This is a genomic window from Pseudomonas sp. JAI115 (genome assembly GCF_014200835.1).
Taxonomy (GTDB): domain Bacteria; phylum Pseudomonadota; class Gammaproteobacteria; order Pseudomonadales; family Pseudomonadaceae; genus Aquipseudomonas; species Aquipseudomonas putida_A.
Window position 1 is genome coordinate 219,218 of the sequence record NZ_JACHCY010000005.1, and the last position, 18,895, is coordinate 238,112.

The 18,895-nt window shown below is 61.3% G+C and carries 15 protein-coding genes and 1 riboswitch; of the genes, 3 read left to right on the forward strand and 12 right to left on the reverse strand.

What is annotated here, in order from left to right:
- Nucleotides 1-38: 38 nt before the first annotated feature.
- Nucleotides 39-1,253 (reverse strand): phosphoserine phosphatase SerB, encoded by a 1,215-nt coding sequence (gene serB, locus HDC30_RS14440; RefSeq protein ID WP_007967407.1) that lies wholly within the window; start codon nucleotides 1,251-1,253, stop codon nucleotides 39-41.
- Between the two features lie 134 nt (nucleotides 1,254-1,387).
- Here serB and HDC30_RS14445 point away from each other — a divergent pair, with 134 nt between their 5' ends.
- Nucleotides 1,388-2,908 carry an AhpA/YtjB family protein gene (locus HDC30_RS14445; protein ID WP_183783712.1) on the forward strand — a complete coding sequence of 507 codons (1,521 nt, stop codon included), beginning with the start codon at nucleotides 1,388-1,390 and terminating at the stop codon, nucleotides 2,906-2,908.
- A gap of 300 nt (nucleotides 2,909-3,208) precedes the next feature.
- Here the strand turns inward: HDC30_RS14445 and HDC30_RS14450 are convergent, their stop codons facing one another.
- From HDC30_RS14450 to HDC30_RS14490, 9 genes are all read right to left on the reverse strand, one after another.
- The gene (locus HDC30_RS14450) at nucleotides 3,209-3,919 is read right to left on the reverse strand and encodes a membrane integrity-associated transporter subunit PqiC (protein ID WP_095138104.1); all 711 of its coding nucleotides are present in this window, start codon (nucleotides 3,917-3,919) and stop codon (nucleotides 3,209-3,211) included.
- Nucleotides 3,920-4,105: 186 nt separating this feature from the next.
- Nucleotides 4,106-6,370: a DNA topoisomerase IV subunit A gene (gene parC, locus HDC30_RS14455; protein ID WP_183783714.1), complete on the reverse strand. Its 2,265-nt coding sequence runs from the start codon at nucleotides 6,368-6,370 to the stop codon at nucleotides 4,106-4,108.
- A gap of 7 nt (nucleotides 6,371-6,377) precedes the next feature.
- The gene (locus HDC30_RS14460) at nucleotides 6,378-6,902 is read right to left on the reverse strand and encodes a TIGR02281 family clan AA aspartic protease (protein WP_027611396.1); all 525 of its coding nucleotides are present in this window, start codon (nucleotides 6,900-6,902) and stop codon (nucleotides 6,378-6,380) included.
- The gene (locus HDC30_RS14465; RefSeq protein WP_183783716.1) at nucleotides 6,899-7,888 is read right to left on the reverse strand and encodes an esterase-like activity of phytase family protein; all 990 of its coding nucleotides are present in this window, start codon (nucleotides 7,886-7,888) and stop codon (nucleotides 6,899-6,901) included. Before HDC30_RS14465 ends, HDC30_RS14460 begins: the two co-directional genes overlap by 4 nt.
- Nucleotides 7,888-9,795, reverse strand: a complete 1,908-nt coding sequence (parE, locus tag HDC30_RS14470) for a DNA topoisomerase IV subunit B (RefSeq protein ID WP_007967400.1) — start codon at nucleotides 9,793-9,795, stop codon at nucleotides 7,888-7,890. Before parE ends, HDC30_RS14465 begins: the two co-directional genes overlap by 1 nt.
- 42 nt (nucleotides 9,796-9,837) lie before the next feature.
- Nucleotides 9,838-10,446 (reverse strand): YqiA/YcfP family alpha/beta fold hydrolase, encoded by a 609-nt coding sequence (locus tag HDC30_RS14475; protein WP_096794752.1) that lies wholly within the window; start codon nucleotides 10,444-10,446, stop codon nucleotides 9,838-9,840.
- 241 nt (nucleotides 10,447-10,687) lie between these two features.
- The gene (gene cpdA / locus HDC30_RS14480) at nucleotides 10,688-11,503 is read right to left on the reverse strand and encodes a 3',5'-cyclic-AMP phosphodiesterase (RefSeq protein WP_183783718.1); all 816 of its coding nucleotides are present in this window, start codon (nucleotides 11,501-11,503) and stop codon (nucleotides 10,688-10,690) included.
- 99 nt (nucleotides 11,504-11,602) lie between these two features.
- Nucleotides 11,603-12,055, reverse strand: coding sequence for a DUF1249 domain-containing protein (locus tag HDC30_RS14485; RefSeq protein WP_007967395.1), 453 nt, complete (start codon nucleotides 12,053-12,055; stop codon nucleotides 11,603-11,605).
- Nucleotides 12,046-12,663 carry an NUDIX domain-containing protein gene (locus HDC30_RS14490; protein WP_027611392.1) on the reverse strand — a complete coding sequence of 206 codons (618 nt, stop codon included), beginning with the start codon at nucleotides 12,661-12,663 and terminating at the stop codon, nucleotides 12,046-12,048. The genes HDC30_RS14485 and HDC30_RS14490 overlap by 10 nt, the downstream gene beginning before the upstream one ends.
- 229 nt (nucleotides 12,664-12,892) lie before the next feature.
- Between HDC30_RS14490 and HDC30_RS14495 the strand changes: the two genes are divergently transcribed.
- Nucleotides 12,893-13,639, forward strand: coding sequence for an RsiV family protein (locus HDC30_RS14495; RefSeq protein WP_096794749.1), 747 nt, complete (start codon nucleotides 12,893-12,895; stop codon nucleotides 13,637-13,639).
- Here the strand turns inward: HDC30_RS14495 and cytX are convergent.
- Nucleotides 13,608-14,900, reverse strand: coding sequence for a putative hydroxymethylpyrimidine transporter CytX (gene cytX / locus HDC30_RS14500; protein ID WP_183783720.1), 1,293 nt, complete (start codon nucleotides 14,898-14,900; stop codon nucleotides 13,608-13,610). The genes HDC30_RS14495 and cytX overlap by 32 nt on opposite strands.
- Before the next feature lie 201 nt (nucleotides 14,901-15,101).
- Nucleotides 15,102-16,991 (reverse strand): phosphomethylpyrimidine synthase ThiC, encoded by a 1,890-nt coding sequence (gene thiC, locus HDC30_RS14505; protein ID WP_096794747.1) that lies wholly within the window; start codon nucleotides 16,989-16,991, stop codon nucleotides 15,102-15,104.
- Nucleotides 16,992-17,138: 147 nt separating this feature from the next.
- Nucleotides 17,139-17,244: riboswitch (TPP riboswitch) on the reverse strand.
- Nucleotides 17,245-17,449: 205 nt separating this feature from the next.
- Between thiC and HDC30_RS14510 the strand changes: the two genes are divergently transcribed.
- Nucleotides 17,450-18,883 carry a TolC family outer membrane protein gene (locus HDC30_RS14510; protein WP_098966910.1) on the forward strand — a complete coding sequence of 478 codons (1,434 nt, stop codon included), beginning with the start codon at nucleotides 17,450-17,452 and terminating at the stop codon, nucleotides 18,881-18,883.
- The last annotated feature ends 12 nt before the right edge of the window (nucleotides 18,884-18,895 follow it).

The window sequence follows — 18,895 nt, forward strand, 5'->3', positions numbered from 1 at the left end:
AGCCTGCTCGCGAAGAGGCCAGTCAGACGATAGAGATGTCAGAGCTGCCCGTCGCGATCGCGGAAGCCCAGCAGATACAGCACGCCATCCAGCCCAAGGGTGGAAATCGCCTGCTTCGCCGACTGTTTGACCAGCGGCTTGGCGCGGAACGCCACACCCAGCCCGGCAATCGCCAGCATTGGCAGGTCATTCGCGCCGTCGCCCACAGCGATGGTCTGCTCCAGACGCAAGCCTTCCTTGTGCGCCAGTTCCTTCAGCAGATCCGCTTTACGCTGCGCATCGACGATCGGCTCGATGGCCACGCCGGTGCACTTGCCGTCGACCACTTCCAGTTCGTTGGCGAACACGTAGTCGATGCCGAGTTTGGCCTGCAACTGCTTGGCGAAGTACGTGAAGCCGCCGGACAGGATCGCGGTCTTGTAGCCCAGGCGCTTGAGTTCGGCGAACAGGGTTTCCGCGCCTTCGGTCAGGCGCAGCGAAGCGCCGATCGAGTCCAGCACGCTGACATCCAGACCTTTGAGCAACGCCAGACGCTCCTTGAAGCTGGCGCGGAAGTCCAGTTCGCCGGCCATCGCGCGCTCGGTGATGGCCGAGACTTGCTCGCCGACACCGGCGGCCTTGGCCAGTTCGTCGATGACTTCGGCTTCGATCAGCGTGGAGTCCATGTCGAACACCGCCAGACGCCGGTTGCGGCGGAACAGCGAATCTTCCTGGAAGGCGATGTCGACGTTCAGCTCCTGCGCAACGCTGAGGAATTCGGCACGCAGCGCCTGCGGATCAGCCGCTTCACCACGCACGGAGAACTCGATGCAGCCCTTGCCCTTGTCCGCCGGAGTGTCCAGCGGCATGCGACCCGACAGACGGTCGATATGGTCGATGTTCAGGCCATATTTGGCGGTGATCGAGCTGACCGCCTGCAATTGGCCGGCGGTCACTTTGCGGGTCAACAGGGTGACGATGTGGCGTTTCTTGCCCTGATTGCCCACCCATTGCTGGTAATCCTCTTCGGACACCGGGGTGAAGCGCACCTGCTGGTCGAGCTCGTAGCCCTTGAACAGGATGTCCTTGAGCACGGCTTTGCCTTGCTCGGAGTCGGGAATCTCGACCAGGATGCCGAACGACAGGGTGTCGTGGATCACCGCCTGACCAATGTCGAGAATGTTCACACCACCCTGGGCCAGAACGCCGGTAATGGCCGCAGTCAGACCCGGACGGTCGACTCCCGTGATGTTAATCAGGACGATTTCGCGCAACGCGCACCCCCGCAACTGGAAAAAAACCGCATTCTACCCACTTTCAGTGACCATCGGGCACCGCGAGCGCTTTGCCGGTCTAGGGCCTGTCGCTATACTGCGCGTCAACTTCACGGACAAAAGAGCCGAGCTCAGTGAACCGGCCCACGCCAGTTAAAACCGATAACTTCTTCCTGCTGATCTTCCGTGCACTGCGCCATCGCCGTGTACCGATTGCATTGCGCATTGCCAGCCATAACGTGATCCTGGTCGCTCTGGCCCTGGTGATCTATGCCGGGGTGATGGGCTTGCAGTTCAAGCAGGCCATGCACGAGCAGGCCGATGCGCTGGGCGAAAGCCTGACCACGCAGACCGCCACCTCTGCCACTGAACTGTTGGTGTCCAACGACATCCTCAGCCTCAACGTGCTGCTCAACAACCTGACCAAGAACAAGCTGGTGGCACACGCCGCTATCTATAGCGTGGACAACCGCATCCTCGCCGAATCCGGTCAGCGCCCCAAGCACAGCCTGCTGGGCGAAGCCGAGGGCATGTACGAGAGCAAGATCACCTTCCAGGACGTGACTGCCGGGCAACTGCGCATCAGCCTGGACATGGATCAGTTCCAGCAGCCGATGACCATCAGCCTGCAAAGCATGGGCATTCTCAGTGCGATTCTGTTGGCGCTGTCGCTGGCCCTAAGCCTGCGCATGGGTCGCTATCTGTCGACGCCGTTGCTGCAATTGCGCGTCTGGCTGCGGCGCATCGACGAACACACGCCGGGCATAGATCGTCAGGACGAAATCGGCGATCTGGCGCGTCAGCTGCACGCCAACTACGCTCCGGAGCCTGCGCCTGAACCTGAACCTGAGCCAGAGCCGGAACCCGAGTTCGAGGAAGAGGATGAGCCAGAGTTCGAAGTGCGCAACCTGCGTGACCCGAGCTTTGACGAAACCCGCCCGATGGCCGCGCAAAAGCCTGCGCCGCGCCACATGGTCAGCACCGTTGAAGACGATGATGACGACGAAGACCCGTTTGCCGATCTGCGCGACGAGTCGCTGACCGAAGCTGTTCCGGCGCCGCGTAAAGCGACACCAAGCGTGCCGCAGCACAGCGCGGTGCTGGCGATCCAGCTGGGTTCGCAAGAGCAACTGCGGCGCCTGCCGCGTGCCCGCCTGGAAGAGTTGCTGGAGCGCTATCGCGATTGTCTCGATCAGGCCGCTTCGCTGTATCAGGGCGAAATCGAAACCCTGAACGATGGCAGCACACTGATGCTGTTCCACACCGAAGACAGCGGTGACGACTACCTGACCAACGCCATCTGCTGCGGCGAGTTGCTGCGGGCGCTGGGCCATCAGTTGCAGATCGAAGTCGCCGACAGCGGCATCACCCTGCAATTGCAACTGGGCCTGACCCTGGGCGACGAGTTGTTCGGCCTGAGCCAGATCGACCTGCTGCTGACCGATTCGGCTCAGGATGCCCTGGCCCTGTCGCAACATAGTCGCAACCTGCTGCTGGTCGAGCGCAAAATCGGAGACGATGCGCTGATTCGTCAGCGTGCGCGGATCCGCCCGATCGCCAGCCCTGAGGGGGCCTGCTGTGTCGAGCGGTTGATGGAGCCTTATCCGTCGATGCTTGAGCGACAACTGGCGCGGATGCATGAACGTCGGGCGTAAGCCTTAGGCCAGATGCACAGAAGCCCGCAGACAAGTGATTGTCTGCGGGCTTTTTTGTGGGCGATTGAAAAGCCCCTCACCCTAGCCCTCTCCCGGAGGGAGAGGGGACTCATTGGGGGATATTCCAGAGTTACACCGACCTGCCCCTGCTCTACCGAATCCACAATAGCCAACATCTTCCAGGTGGACGTATGACGCATAACACCTCGGTCAGTCCCCTCTCCCTCCGGGAGAGGGCTAGGGTGAGGGAGATACAACAAAGCCCGCACAAGGCGGGCTTTGTTTTGACTCAAACCACACTCAGAAGCGGAACACTTCCATATCCGTGCGAATCGGCGAAGCCATCGGGATCTTCGGCTGCTTCTCTGCATCCGCCGCCGGCGCTGCCGGTTTTGGCGCCGCCTTACGCGGTGCCTCGGCCACCGGAGGCTGGTTGGCCAGTGGCTTGAGCGCCACCGACAACTGCTCGGCCAGACGCTGCAGCAGAATGCCTTGAGCCTGCACCTGCGAAGCCGTGGTGCCGGCATGCAGCTCCTGCAGATGAACGATGCGGTTGTCGCGCACCTGACCACGACGGTCGATCAGACGCCATTGTGCATCGAGGATCGCCGGTTGCTTCTCACCGGAGTCCAGACGCGTGATGGTCAGCAATACCTGCACATCCGGGGCAAATCCCAGAGTGGCGGGTGCCAATACCACACGCTGGCTGTCCAGATGACCGGCCACCTGACGCATCAGCAGTTGATCGATATCCGACGAAAGGCTGCCCGCCCAGCGACCGTCGGTCGAGGCTTGCAGGCTGCCGTCCGGTTGACGTTGCAGCAAAGTTTCACGTTGCAGGTAATCAGCAATGACTACCGGACCCAACAAAACCGCCATGCCTGTGCTTTGCGCAGGCTGAGCCGGACTTCCGCTGTCCAGCTGATACAGCGACACCGGCTGGTGAACGCTGCAACCCGCCAGGCCCAAAACGCCGGCGAGCAGGAAAATAAGGGGGCGCAGAGCAGTCATCATCCCGTCCAGGTGGCCGCCACAAGGCTGACCACAGTGAAAATACTCAATAAATATGAAGAACGCTCGGCCACGCCGGCGCTTGGAAAGGCCATATCATCCGTGAATATGCGTTCCGACTCCAGCGCCAAAGCGTCGATCTACGCGTTAAATCGTAGATCGACGCCTCTAGATGGGCGTTTTCGCCTAATTGAGGTTTTCGACGAGCAGTGCATCGACCCGCTGGAAGCCACGTGGAAGCTTGTTGCCACGCCGTCCACGCTCACCTTTGTAGTGTTCGAGGTCTTCAGCTTTCAGTTTATACGGACGTTTGCCTGCTTGCAGGATCAAGGTTGCACCCGCGGGAATCACAGCAATGTCCGTGACAAACTCTTCACGGCTGGCGACACGGTCACCCGGTACACCGATGATCTTGTTGCCCTTGCCCTTCGCCAGCTGCGGCAAATCGCTGATATTGAAGACCAGCATCCGCCCCTCGCTTGTCACGGCGGCAAGCAAGTCATTCTCGCGATCAGTCACCGGACGCGGCGCGATCACCTTGGCGTTGTTCGGCAAGCTCAACAGGGCTTTACCGGCCTTGTTCTTGGCTTGCAGGTCTTCGCCCCTGACCACGAAACCGTAACCGGCGTCGGAGGCGATCACGTACAGCGCATCGTCTTCCGGCATCAGCACGCACTCGAAGGTCGCACCCGGTGGCGGGGTCAGACGGCCGGTCAACGGTTCGCCCTGGCCACGCGCCGACGGCAAGGTGTGGGCGGCGACCGAATAGCTGCGGCCAGTGGAATCAATCACCACGGCAGACTGGTTGGAACGCCCCGCCGCCGAGGTCTTGAAGCCGTCACCCGCCTTGTACGACAGGCCGGTGGCATCGATGTCATGGCCTTTGGCCGAACGGATCCAGCCTTTTTCCGACAGCACGACGGTAACTTTCTCGTTCGGCAGCAGATCGTGTTCGGTCAGCGCTTTCGCTTCAGCACGTTCGACGATCGGCGAACGACGGTCATCGCCGTAGGTTTCAGCGTCTTTGAGCAGCTCGGTGCGCACCAGCTTCTTCAGCTTGGCTTCGCTGCCCAGCAGGGCTTGCAGCTTGGCCTGTTCCTTGAGCAGTTCGTCCTGCTCGTCGCGCAGCTTCATCTCTTCCAGACGCGCCAACTGTCGCAGGCGGGTGTCGAGGATGTAGTCGGCCTGGATCTCGCTGAGGGCAAATCGCTCGATCAGCTTGGCTTTCGGGTGCTCCTCGGTGCGGATGATGTGGATCACTTCATCCAGGTTGAGGTAGGCGATCAGCAAACCGTCCAACAGGTGCAGGCGACGCTCGACCTTGTCGAGGCGGAATTGCAGACGGCGGCGCACGGTCAGCACGCGGAATTCCAGCCATTCAACCAGCAATGCACGCAGGTTCTTCAGCTGCGGCTTGCCATCCAGACCGATGATGTTGACGTTGACCCGGTAGGTCGATTCCAGCTCGGTGCTGGCGAACAGGTGCTGCATCAACGCTTCGTGATCGACGCGACTGTTGACCGGAATGATCACGATGCGACACGGGTTTTCGTGGTCGGATTCATCACGCAGGTCAGCGATCTGCGGTGCTTTCGACGGTTTGGCCTGCATCAGCGCGGCGATCTGCTCCAGCACTTTGGCCCCGGAGACCTGGTGCGGCAGCGCGGTGACGATGATGTCGCCGTCCTCGACGTGGTACACGGCGCGCATGCGCACCGAGCCCTTGCCGGTTTCGTACATTTTCAGCAGGTCGGCACGCGGGGTGATGATTTCCGCTTCGGTCGGATAGTCCGGGCCTTGAATGTGTTCGCAGAGCTGTTCGACCGTGGCTTTCGGCTCATCGAGCAAGCGCACGCAGGCAGTGGCGACTTCGCGCAGATTGTGCGGCGGCACGTCGGTGGCCATACCGACAGCGATGCCGGTGGTGCCGTTGAGCAGGATGTTCGGCAAACGTGCCGGCAACACCAGTGGTTCCTGCAAGGTACCGTCGAAGTTCGGGCCCCAGTCAGCGGTGCCCTGGCCCAGCTCGCTGAGCAGCACTTCGGAATAGCGCGACAGGCGTGCTTCGGTGTAACGCATGGCGGCGAAGGACTTCGGATCGTCCGGCGCACCCCAGTTGCCCTGGCCGTCGACCAGCGTGTAGCGATAGCTGAACGGCTGGGCCATCAGCACCATCGCTTCGTAGCACGCCGAATCGCCGTGCGGGTGGAACTTGCCGAGCACGTCACCGACGGTACGCGCCGATTTCTTGTGCTTGGAATCGGCGTCCAGCCCCAGCTCGCTCATCGCATAAATGATGCGCCGCTGTACCGGTTTCAGGCCGTCGCCGATATGCGGCAGAGCACGGTCCATGATCACGTACATGGAGTAGTTGAGGTAGGCATTTTCGGTGAAGTCAGCCAGCGATCGGCGTTCTACGCCGTCTAAGCTGTCTGCAAGGATGTCGCTCATGCGGGCCTCATCGGTTCGTTGTCTGGCGCAGCAGCATGGTGCCGCCGCGCTGGGTAAATTCAAGTTTGTTCAGGGCGCTCATGCCGAGCAGCACCTGATCGCCATGCAGACCTGGCGCCACCAGCGCGCGGACGTCCCGCAGCACGATGTCGCCCAGTTGCAGGCGGTCGATCTTTGTCCGGTAGCCTTGGCTCAGGCCGTTGGCCGTGCTCAGGGTCACGCCGAAACCTTCTTCCAGCTTTAACCGTTTGGCCAGATCCGCCGGGATCGCCACATCGGTCGCGCCGGTGTCGAGCATGAACTCCACCGGCTCACCGTTGATCTGGCCGCTGGCGACAAAATGCCCTTGGGCGTTGCCGGCCAGCTTCACTTCGATCACGCCGCCATGCTGCTCGGACGTGACCACCACGTTCGGATTCTGCTGACGTTCTTCCCACTGGCCGAAAAACCGCGTGGCCAGAAACAACCCCGCGCACCAGGCCAGAATCATCAACACCCGGCCGGCGCGCTTGCCCGGCGGTTGCTGACTCACGGTTTGGCGCTCCAGCCACCTTCAGGCGCGGCGAAGCGCCAGACGATCGGCCGAACCTCACCGTCGGCGCGGGGGCCGAAATTATTGTCGACGCCGACCCACGCACCCTCAGCGTCAACGATCAATGCTTCTTCCAACCCGAAGTTCTGCGCGTAACGGCGGTTGGCCTGCAACAGTTCAGCGGCGTACGACCAGCAGCGCTCGACCTTGGCAGTCTGCGCGTCGCGCCGACAAATCTGGAAGGCGTTGCGTTCAAGGGTAAACAATTTGCCGTTGAACAACGAAAGGTCGGAAAAGTCGCGGTCGACCGCTTTGGCGTGCGGGAACTGCGGCGGCTGCATCTCCTTGCCGCCCTCGCTGAGCAGCACGCAACGACCGTCGCAATCCCACACCGTCTGCTGACGCTTGATCAGCAGCAAGCCGCGGTTTTGCCGTTCGCCGGCCAGCCACATCTGATCGCCCGCCGGGTTGATCGCCAGACCTTCGAAGATCGCATTGAAATGCAGGAGCATGCCACTGGCCCGCGCTTCGCGAACCATCATCGGCGAAATCTTCAGCCAGTTGACCGGGCCGCTGACGGGCACCTGCAAGACCGCCGCGTGGCCCTCGCTGACAATGTAGCGATTGCCGGCGCTGTCGCAGCTGATGCCTTCGAAATCGAGGTCGCCACCGCGCACGAACGACGCGGCCCAATTGCGCGAGCGCAATCCCCACGGCAAACCGGTCTCCGGCACCAGCGGCACGTCGATGTGCAAGGCCTCGGCCTGCCAGACCTGACCGGCGGTATTGAGCCGATAGATCTGATCGTCATCGCGGTCCGACACCGTCCACAACTCGCTGCCACACATGGCCAGTCCCGACAGGTTGCCGCCACGCATGCCTTCGACCGGCTGTTCGGAGAGCACGCGCAACTCCTGCAGCGGCTCCGCCGACACGCCCATCGCACTCAGCAGCAATGCACCCGCCAAGGCCCAGCCAAACCGCATCAGGCCAGCACCTCGGCAAGGTTGCCCTTGGATTCGAGCCAGGTTTTGCGGTCACCGGCGCGTTTCTTCGCCAGCAACATGTCCATCATTTCCGAGGTTTCGGCAAAATCATCGCCCAGCGTCAACTGCACCAGGCGCCGGGTGTTCGGGTCCATGGTGGTTTCACGCAGTTGCGGCGGGTTCATTTCACCCAGACCTTTGAATCGGGTGACCTGCGGTTTGCCGCGTTTCTTCTCGGCCACCAGACGATCGAGAATCCCGTCGCGCTCGGCTTCGTCGAGGGCGTAGTAGATCTCTTTGCCGAGATCGATGCGGTACAGCGGCGGCATCGCCACGTAGACGTGACCGGCGTCCACCAGCGGGCGGAAATGCTGGACGAACAACGCGCACAGCAGCGTGGCGATGTGCAGACCGTCGGAGTCGGCGTCGGCGAGGATGCAGATTTTGCCGTAGCGCAGCTGACTCATGTCTGCCGCACCCGGATCGACCCCGATGGCCACGGCGATGTTGTGCACTTCCTGGCTGGCCAGCACTTCGCTGCCATCGACTTCCCAGGTGTTGAGGATCTTGCCGCGCAACGGCAGGATCGCCTGGAATTCCTTGTCCCGCGCTTGCTTGGCGGAACCACCGGCGGAATCACCTTCGACCAGGAACAGCTCGGAACGCATCGGATCCTGTCCGGCGCAGTCAGCCAGTTTGCCCGGCAACGCAGGGCCTTGGGTGACGCGCTTGCGCTCGACCTTTTTGCTTGCCTTGAGGCGGCGACCGGCGTTGTTGATCGCCAGTTCGGCCAGCGCCAGACCGGTTTCCGGGTTGGCGTTGAGCCACAGGCTGAATGCATCTTTCACGACGCCGGAAACGAATGCCGCCGCTTCACGGGACGACAGACGCTCTTTGGTCTGGCCGGAGAATTGCGGTTCCTGCATCTTCATCGACAGCACGAAAGCGATGCGCTCCCAGACGTCTTCCGGCGCCAGCTTCACGCCGCGCGGCAGCAGGCTGCGGAATTCGCAGAACTCGCGCATCGCGTCGAGCAGGCCCTGACGCAAACCGTTGACGTGGGTCCCGCCCTGCGCCGTCGGGATCAGGTTGACGTAGCTTTCCTGCACCGCGTCGCCACCTTCCGGCAGCCACAGCAGCGCCCAATCCACCGCTTCTTTATTACCGGCGAGGCTGCCGCAGAATGGCTCGTCCGGCAGGCGTTCGAATTCGCTGACCGCGTCCACCAGATAGGAGCGCAGGCCGTCTTCGTAATGCCATTCGACTTTCTCGCCGGTGCCCTTGTCTTCGAAGCTGACCAGCAGCCCCGGGCACAGCACAGCCTTGGCCTTGAGCACGTGCTTGAGGCGGCTGATGGAGAATTTCGGTGAATCGAAGTATTTCGGATCCGGCGCGAAGTACACGCTGGTGCCGGTGTTGCGCTTGCCGACGGTGCCGACGATTTCCAGCTCGGTGGCCTTGAAGCCATCCTTGAAGGTCATCTGGTATTCGTTGCCGTCACGCTTCACGCGCACCCGGACTTCGGTCGACAAGGCGTTGACCACGGAAATACCCACCCCGTGCAGACCGCCGGAGAACTGGTAGTTCTTGTTGGAAAACTTGCCGCCCGCATGCAGCTTGGTGAGGATCAGCTCGACACCCGACACACCCTCTTCCGGGTGAATGTCGACCGGCATGCCGCGACCGTCGTCGCTGACTTCCAGCGAGTGATCGGCGTGCAGAATGACCTGCACCGATTTGGCATGGCCGGCCAGGGCTTCGTCGACACTGTTGTCGATGACTTCCTGGGCGAGGTGGTTCGGCCGACTGGTGTCGGTGTACATGCCGGGGCGTTTGCGCACCGGGTCGAGGCCCGAGAGGACTTCGATGGCGTCGGCGTTATAAGAGCTAGCGCTGGGAGTGGCCATAGGGTCTCGTCGTCAGTGATTCAATGAAAAAGGGGCAAGACTTCACAGTGCGGTGAAATCGATTGCCTGATACAAATCGGCGCCAATGCCGGCAAAACTCAACAACGCTGGTAATTGTTCGGCAAAACCCTGGTAACCATGGTCGCCGCCGGCCTGAATGCGCAAGGCGCAGGCCCGGTAATACTGCTGGGCGAGGCGATAATCCAGTGTTTCATCGCCGGTCTGCAACCACACCTGATAACGCTGTGCATCCACGGGTGCCGGCACTTCCAGCTCGGCCAGGGCCGTCACATGGTCGTGGGTCAATTCCCAAGTCTCATCGGTATACAGGTTTTTCTGTGTGCCCAGGTAGCCGTCGAACATCCGGTGCGGGCTGACCGCCGGGTTGACCAGCAGGGCTTTCAAGCCGTGGCGCTCAGCCAGGTGAGTCGCATAGTAGCCGCCGAGTGAGCTTCCCACCAGCAACGGCCGGCCCAGCTCGGCAATCGCCTGCTGCAACTGACCGATGGCTTCACGCGGGTGGTGATGCAGCGCCGGGACACGCAATTGGTCGCTCAAACCCAGCCGTTCCATCACCTCGACCAGCTGACAGGCCTTTTTCGAGGCCGGCGCGCTGTTGAAACCGTGGATATAGAGGATCGAACCGGACATTTGAGCTCCCTGGGTGTCGGCGAAAGATAGCGGAGTTTACAGGGAGAAAGCCCCTCACCCTAGCCCTCTCCCGGAGGGAGAGGGGACTGAATGGGGGATATTCAAGAGCTACACCGACTTGAGCGAGTTTCAGCGAATCCATAATCGACACATTCTTTCAGGTCGATGGATAACGCCAGACACCTCGGTCAGCTCCCTCTCCCTCCGGGAGAGGGCTGGGGTGAGGGGCTCTTGATCGAAATCAGTAACCTTCGGAGCCGTAATCGACGGTGAATTCGAAGTCGGTAACGCGCTCGACGCCGGTTTCCAGCCGCCCGTCCGGCAACAGCCGCAACCAGCGATAGCCCGGCGCCTGTTCGCCGACCTTGAAGTCGTGACTGCCGGGCTCGAACTGAATGCAGGTCGAAGGCGAGGCCATCAGCCGTACGCCGTTGCGTTCGCGGTCGATCTCCTGATGCACATGCCCCCACAGCACCGCGCGAGCCTGAGGAAAACGATCAAGCACGTCGAAGAATGCTTCGGGATTGCGCAAACCGATCGGCTCCGCCCAGGCACAACCCACCGGCACCGGATGATGGTGGAAACACACCAGATGATGGCGCTCTGGCGCTTCGCTCAGCGAGCGCGCCAGCAGTTGCAACTGATCATCCTGCAGATACCCCGGCACAGAGCCCGGCACCGCCGAGTCGAGCAAGGTCACGCGCCAGTTGCCGACATCGACCACTGACTCCAGCAATGCACTTTGCACCGCGGCCTGAGCCATGATTTGCGGCTCATCGTGATTGCCGGGAATCCAGCGCGCCGGCGCATCGATCTGCGCCGTCATTTCACGAAACTGCTGATACGACTCCAGAGTGCCATCCTGGGAAAGGTCCCCCGTGGCCAGAATCAAGTCGATCCGAGGTTGCTGCCTGAGCACCAGTTCGATGACCTTTTGCAGGCTCTCGCGGGTGTTCATGCCCAGCAGTGTGCCGCCCGCCTCGGCGAACAGATGACTGTCGGATAACTGCACCAGCAACGCCGGATCGGCGGTGGTCAATGTGGATACGCTCGGCAAGGCGTTCTCCCAGGGCAAAAGCACGGAATCGGTTGAGTGCCGCAATTATGCTGGGGGATGACGCAAAGGGGAAACCGGCGAACCGGACGCAGTTCACAACTAGCGTACGACTTCGTACTCGTGCCCCAGGGCCAGACAATGGCTCAGCCATTCCCCCAGGAACAGATTGAGCTGGGCCTTTTCATCCGGCTGATGCATCGCGGCGTTCGGGTAAGGATAGATGCCGCGAAAGCGTCGTGCATGTTCGGCGCTGATCACCTCGGCCATGCGCGCGTCGTGATAGACCTGCACTTCCAGTTGCGGCACCGGCAGCCACGGCAAACTGTGTTCCTGACGCACCTGCAAAGTGGTGGTGTAGGGGCAAGTCTGCAGCACTTCGAGGGCCAGTACGCCGAGCATCTGCTCGCCCTGGGTCACGGCGATCCGCCGCGCCTCGGGGTCGTTGCGCATGTCCGGCACCAGTCGCATCAGGCGCGCGTAGTTGGCCTCGCAGGCGGCTTGCAGCCCGGCGAGGTCGACTCGATAGCGATCGCGCAGCTTGTTTACGACCATAACCCCCTCACTTCGGCGCGGTTCAGCGCCAGCCATTGCAAGGCGATGATGCTCGCCGCGTTGGCAATGCGTCCGTCACGGACGGCCTGCAAGGCATCTTCAAAGGCCCAGACCGTGACGCGGATGTCTTCTGCTTCTTCCTCCAGCCCATGCAGGCCGCCTACGCCTTCGGTGCTGCAGTGCCCCAGGTACAAATGCACGAATTCGTTGCTGCCGCCCGGCGACGGAAAATATTTGGTCATCGGCCACAGGGCCTTGATGTCCAGCCCAGCTTCCTCCTGCGCCTCGCGGTGAGCAACTTCTTCCGGCACTTCGGCCTTGTCGATCAGACCGGCGACCAGTTCAACCAGCCACGGGTTGTCGGTCTTGCCCATGGCACCGACGCGAAACTGCTCGAGCAGCACCACTTCATCGCGCTTTGGGTCGTAAGGCAGCAGGCACACGGCATCGTGACGCACGAAGACTTCGCGGTTGATCTCGCGGCTCATGCCCCCGGCGAACAGCTCATGGCGCAGGTGCAAACGGTCGAGCTTGTAGAAGCCCTCGTAGCAGCGCTCGCGCTTTACGACATCGACGGTGGCCGGAGTGGCGTTGGCAAAATCTGTCATGAGCATCCTCTCTTGCTGCAAATCCAATACGAGGCTGCTTTTGGTTACTGGCGGCCTCGACTTCGCGCCATCCTAACGCGCCCGCGATGATTGATGCAGCCCCTTTACCGTCAGCGGGATGGACGGTGGAGGCGAAACCCACTCTAATTAGCTTAGTGGCGAACTGACTGCTTCGGCGAGAGTCGAAGCGGATAACTTTTTGCCTTCCCCTGTTTCAGAAAGGACGCCCATGTCGCTTTTCAAAATTGCCTCCGTGGCCGCCATCGCCCTGACCCTGGGCGCCTGCGCCAACCTGTTCCAGCCCAACTACCGCACGCCGCTGGAAACCACCCGCGATGCGTCGGAAACCCTGAAACCCGGCTGTTCCAACCCGGACTGCCCGCTGGTGAATATCGATACCGTGCACTTCGCGGCCGAGCCTGCGCTGGACGGCATTATCGAAAAACGCCTGCTGCAAATGACCCGCACCGAGCAGAACACAGCGGTGGCGCCAACCCTGGCTGCCTATCGTGATCAATTCCTGCGCAACGCCGGCCCGCGCAACAGCAGCTATTTGCAGGCCAAGGTACGCGAGCAGCATGACGGCTTGGTGATCATCGAACTGTCGAGCTACCTCGACACCGGCGGCGCCCATGGCACGCCGGGTCGCGGCTTCATCAACTACTCGCGCCAGCAGCATAAAGTGCTGAACCTGTCGGACATGTTGCTGCCGGGTCAGGAAGAGGCGTTCTGGAAAGCGGCGCAAGTGGCGCACAACAGCTGGCTGATCAGCACCAAGCTCGATCAGGAAGCGGATTTCGTGAAGAGCTGGCCGTTCGTCAAAACCCCGAACGTGGCGCTGACCTACGGTGGCGTGATCCTCAAGTACGACGTGAGCACCATCGCGCCTTACGCGCTGGGCCACGTCGAACTGAAGATCCCTTACCCGCGTCTGAACGGCATTCTCAAACCCGAGCTGTTTCCGGGCCGTAACTGAACGCCCGACCGAGCACCAGTTGCAACAGCCCTGCCAGCACCAGTGCCGGCAGGGTCGCGCCGACATCCGGATACAGATTCGCCAGCAAGTGGTAGGTGCTGATCCCGCCCAGCCACGCCAACAGCGCCGGCCAGCGCAATGCGGCTGACGCCACCTGAGCACTGCGCTTGCGCAGGATGAAGTGATCGACCAGCACCACGCCGAACAGCGGCGCGAACACCGAACCGATCAACAGCAGGAAGTTCTGGTACTGCGCCAATGGCGCCAGCAGTGCAATCAGGGTGCAGATCACGCCGATGGCCAAGGCCAGATGCTCGACTTTCAAGCGCAACAGAATCCCGCTCGACACCGCTGCCGAATGAATGTCGGCGAAAGCGTTTTCCGACTCATCCAGCAGAATCAGCAACAGCGGAATGCCCAGACCGGCCCCGGCCAGTGCCAGCAGTAACGCATTGACTTCACCACTCGGCGCAAACGCCAGGGTGTAGGCCACGCCTAGGCTCATCAGCCAGAAATTGCCGATGAAGAAACCGATGGCGGTGCCGCCGAAGACGTTCTTCGCACGCTTGCCGAAACGCGAGTAATCGGCGATCAGCGGCAGCCACGACAACGGCATGGCGATGGCAATGTCGAAGCCCACGGCGAACGGCATCGAACCGTCCCCGGCACGCGCCCAGAGTGCCGCCAGATCAGCCTTGGCGAACAGATTCCAGGTCAGCCAGATGCACGCCGCCAGGATCAGCCAGATACCCCATTTACGCAGGATCTTGCGCACGAACGTCAGCGGCCCGCTGACCGCGAGCAAAGTCGCCAGCGCGCCGAAGCACAAGGTCCAGAGCATCGGGCTGGCCCACAGCGAACCTTCGCTGAACGCGCGTGTGCCGAGCAGGCTGGCGGCGTCGCGCATGACGATGATTTCGAACGAGCCCCAACCGATCAGTTGCAGCAGGTTGAGCAGCGCCGGCAGGCTCGCGCCTTTGTGGCCGAGGCTCAGTTTCAGTGCGGCCATCGACGACAGACCGGTGTCGCTGCCGATCACGCCGACAGCGGCCAGCAGCAGCACGCCAACCAGCGTGCCGAGGAAAATCGCCAGCAGCGAACCGGAAAGGCCCAGACCCGGCGCGAGCAAGGCACCGGTTTGTAATACCATCAGGCCGATGCCGAGGGAAAACCACAGGGAAAACAGATCGCGACCGCCGAATACTCGCTTGTCGGCGGGTACGGCGAGGTCGGGGGAATAAGTGCCGGGTTGAATGCTCAAGGGTGTTATCTCAGAGGGACATTTGTTTTTGTGTGTGATCAAGCTGGCCCACTTGTGGCGAGGGGATTCATCCCCGATGGGCTGCGAAGCAGCCCCAAAACCTGAGAATGCGGTACATCTGAAGGACCCGGTTCTCAAAATTGCGACTGCTGCGCAGTCGATCGGGGATAAATCCCCTCACCACAAAAGATCAGTCAGGGATCAGACTTTTTTATAGAGCTGACTGCCTTCCTTCTTGAACCGCTCGGCCTGCTCCGCAAGACCCTGGGCGACGTCCACGTCGACCGCGTCGATCCGCTGGTTGGCCGCGTATTCACGGACTTCCTGAGTGATCTTCATCGAGCAGAATTTCGGCCCGCACATCGAGCAGAAGTGCGCGACCTTGGCCGAGTCCTTCGGCAGGGTTTCGTCGTGATACGAACGCGCGGTGTCCGGATCGAGACCGAGGTTGAACTGGTCTTCCCAACGGAATTCGAAACGCGCCTTGCTCAAGGCGTTGTCGCGAATCTGCGCGCCCGGATGCCCTTTGGCCAGGTCCGCTGCGTGGGCGGCGATCTTGTAGGTGATGATCCCGGTCTTCACGTCATCCTTGTTCGGCAAGCCGAGGTGTTCCTTCGGCGTCACGTAGCAGAGCATGGCGCAACCGAACCAGCCGATCATCGCCGCACCGATACCCGAGGTGATATGGTCGTAACCCGGCGCAATATCGGTGGTCAGCGGGCCGAGGGTATAGAACGGCGCCTCGTCGCAGCACTCCAGCTGCTTGTCCATGTTCTCTTTGATCAACTGCATCGGCACGTGGCCCGGGCCTTCGATCATGCACTGCACGTCGTGTTTCCAGGCGATCTTGGTCAGCTCGCCGAGGGTCTCCAGCTCGCCGAATTGCGCTTCGTCGTTGGCGTCGGCAATCGAGCCCGGACGCAGGCCATCGCCCAGCGAGAAGCTGACGTCGTAGGCCTTCATGATTTCGCAGATTTCGTCGAAGTGGGTGTAAAGGAAGTTCTCTTTGTGGTGCGCCAGGCACCACTTGGCCATGATCGAACCGCCGCGGGAAACGATGCCGGTCACGCGCTTGGCGGTCAGCGGCACGTAGCGCAACAGCACGCCGGCGTGGATGGTGAAGTAGTCGACGCCCTGCTCTGCCTGTTCGATCAGCGTGTCGCGGAACAGCTCCCAGGTCAGGTCTTCAGCGACGCCGTTGACCTTCTCCAGCGCCTGATAGATCGGTACGGTACCGATCGGCACCGGCGAGTTGCGGATGATCCATTCGCGGGTTTCGTGAATGTGTTTGCCGGTGGACAAGTCCATCACGGTGTCCGAACCCCAGCGAATGCCCCAGGTCAGTTTCGCCACTTCTTCTTCGATGGACGAACCCAGGGCGCTGTTGCCGATGTTGCCGTTGATCTTCACCAGGAAATTACGGCCGATGATCATCGGTTCCAGTTCGACGTGGTTGATGTTGGCCGGAATGATCGCGCGGCCACGGGCGATTTCTTCGCGGACGAATTCAGCGGTGATTTCTTTCGGGATGCTCGCGCCGAAGCTGTGGCCGGCGTGTTGCTGGGTCAACAGGCCAGCGGCGCGGGCCTCTTGCAGCTTCATGTTTTCGCGGATGGCGACGTATTCCATCTCGGCGGTGATGATGCCTTTGCGCGCGTAGTGCATCTGGCTGACGTTGGCCCCTGCCTTGGCCCGGCGCGGGTTGTTGACATGAGCGAAACGCAGTTTGGTCAGTTCAGGGTCGGCGAGGCGCTCCTGACCGAAGTTGGAACTCAGGCCTGGCAAACGCTCGGTGTCGCCACGGTCATCGATCCACGCCGAACGCACGTCGCCCAGACCTTTGCGCACGTCTATCACCACGTTCGGATCGGTGTAAGGGCCCGAGGTGTCGTAGACGGTGACCGGCGCGTTGATTTCGCCGCCGAAATCGGTCGGCGTCACATCGAGGGTGATTTCGCGCATCGGCACGCGGATGTCCGGGCGCGAGCCCTGAACGTAGACTTTTTGCGAACGGGTGAACGGCTGAACCGACTGCTCATCGACCTTGGCCGAGTCACTCAGGTTGATCGCGTTTTTTGCTTTTGTAGTCATCACGGGCTCTCCAGACAGCATCCAGGCAAATGGATTGTCGGAGCAGAACCTGAAAGGCACGGACGCACCAGGACTGGTGCTGTGCATCGTCGTCGAGCGTTCGATTGTCGAACAATATCCCGGACGAAGCACAAGAGGACTCGCCGGGTGACGAGAAATCTTGTTCCCTACGCAGGCGCTAACCTGATCAGGTTCAACGGGATCCGAAATTATTCGATCTCAGCCTCATAGCAAGGCACCCCGACAAGAACCCGGCCAGTCTAGACACAACCGGCAAAGAACGCCAACACCGCGGCAAACACCATGATGAATGGCGCAATTACCGGGACTTGCAGGATTGTTGCCGCACGATTGCGCAACTACACTCGCTGTGCCCTGCGCGCCTTGACGCTGCCGGGGCCGCGCCGTAGCCTTGGCGCGCACATTATTTCCGTAATATTTTTGCTAGGGATCGCCTCATGCTGCGCAAACTTTCACTGGCTCTTGCCGTGTCTTGTGCGTCCAACGCAATGGCCTGGGCAGCAGAAGCGCCCTTGTCGACCAAGACCGATCTGGTCAGCGTCTATCAGGAAGCCGTCGACAACAACGCCGATCTGGCCGCCGCCCGCGCCCAGTACGGAGCGCAAAAGGAAGTAGTGCCGCAGGCCCGTGCCGGCTTGCTGCCGAACTTGTCTGGCGGCGCCGAAGTGGCGAATGTGCGCACCTCGATCGACCAGCCTTCAGCCATTGCCAATCGCAGCGCGCATTCCTATCAGGCGACCCTGGCCCAGCCGTTGTTCCGCGCCGACCGCTGGTTCCAGTACCAGGCCGCCAAGGACGTCAACGAACAAGCCGCCCTGCAACTCTCGGCCACCGAACAGAACCTGATTCTGCAATCGGCCGAAAGCTACTTCAACGTGCTGCGCAGTCAGGACAACCTGGCCTCGACCAAGGCTGAAGAAGCCGCGTTCAAGCGTCAGCTCGACCAGTCCAACGAGCGTTTCGATGTCGGCCTGTCGGACAAGACCGATGTCCTGCAATCGCAGGCCAGTTACGACACCGCGCGCGCCAACCGTATCGTTGCGCAGCGTCAGGTTGACGATGCGTTCGAAGCGCTGATCACCCTGACCAACCGTCAGTACAACTCGATTCAGGGCATCGTCCACACGCTGCCGATCCTGCCGCCGGCGCCAAACGACGCCAAGGCCTGGGTCGACACGGCGGGCAAACAGAACCTCAATCTGCTGGCGAGCAACTTTGCGGTCAGCTCCGCCGAACAGACCCTAAAACAGCGCAAGGCCGGTCACCTGCCGACCCTCGATGCCGTGGCCAAATACGAAAAGGGTGACAACGACGCCCTCGGTTTCGCCAACCCGAACGCCTTCGGTACGCCGTACAGTGGCAACGTCGAGCAAAGCACCCTGGGCCTGCAACTGAACATTCCGATCTACAGCGGCGGGCTGACCAGTTCGCAAGTGCGACAGTCCTATGCGCAACTGGATCAGAGCGAGCAACAGCGCGAATCCCTGCGTCGGCAGGTGGTGGAAAACACCCGCAACCTGCACCGCGCGGTGAACACCGATGTCGAGCAGGTGCAGGCGCGCCGCCAGTCGATCATCTCCAACCAGAGCGCGGTGGAAGCCACGGAAATCGGTTATCAGGTGGGTACGCGCAACATCGTCGACGTGCTCGACGCCCAGCGCCAGCTGTACACCTCGGTGCGCAACTACAACAACACCCGCTACGACTACATCCTCGACAACCTGCGCTTGAAGCAGGCGGCAGGAACGTTGAATCCGGGTGACTTGCAAGACCTGGCGCGCTATCTGAAGGCCGACTACAACCCGGACAAGGACTTCTTGCCACCGGATCTGGCCAAGGCAGCCGAAGCACAGCTCAAGGCCCGGCCCTAAACAATCTGGAAA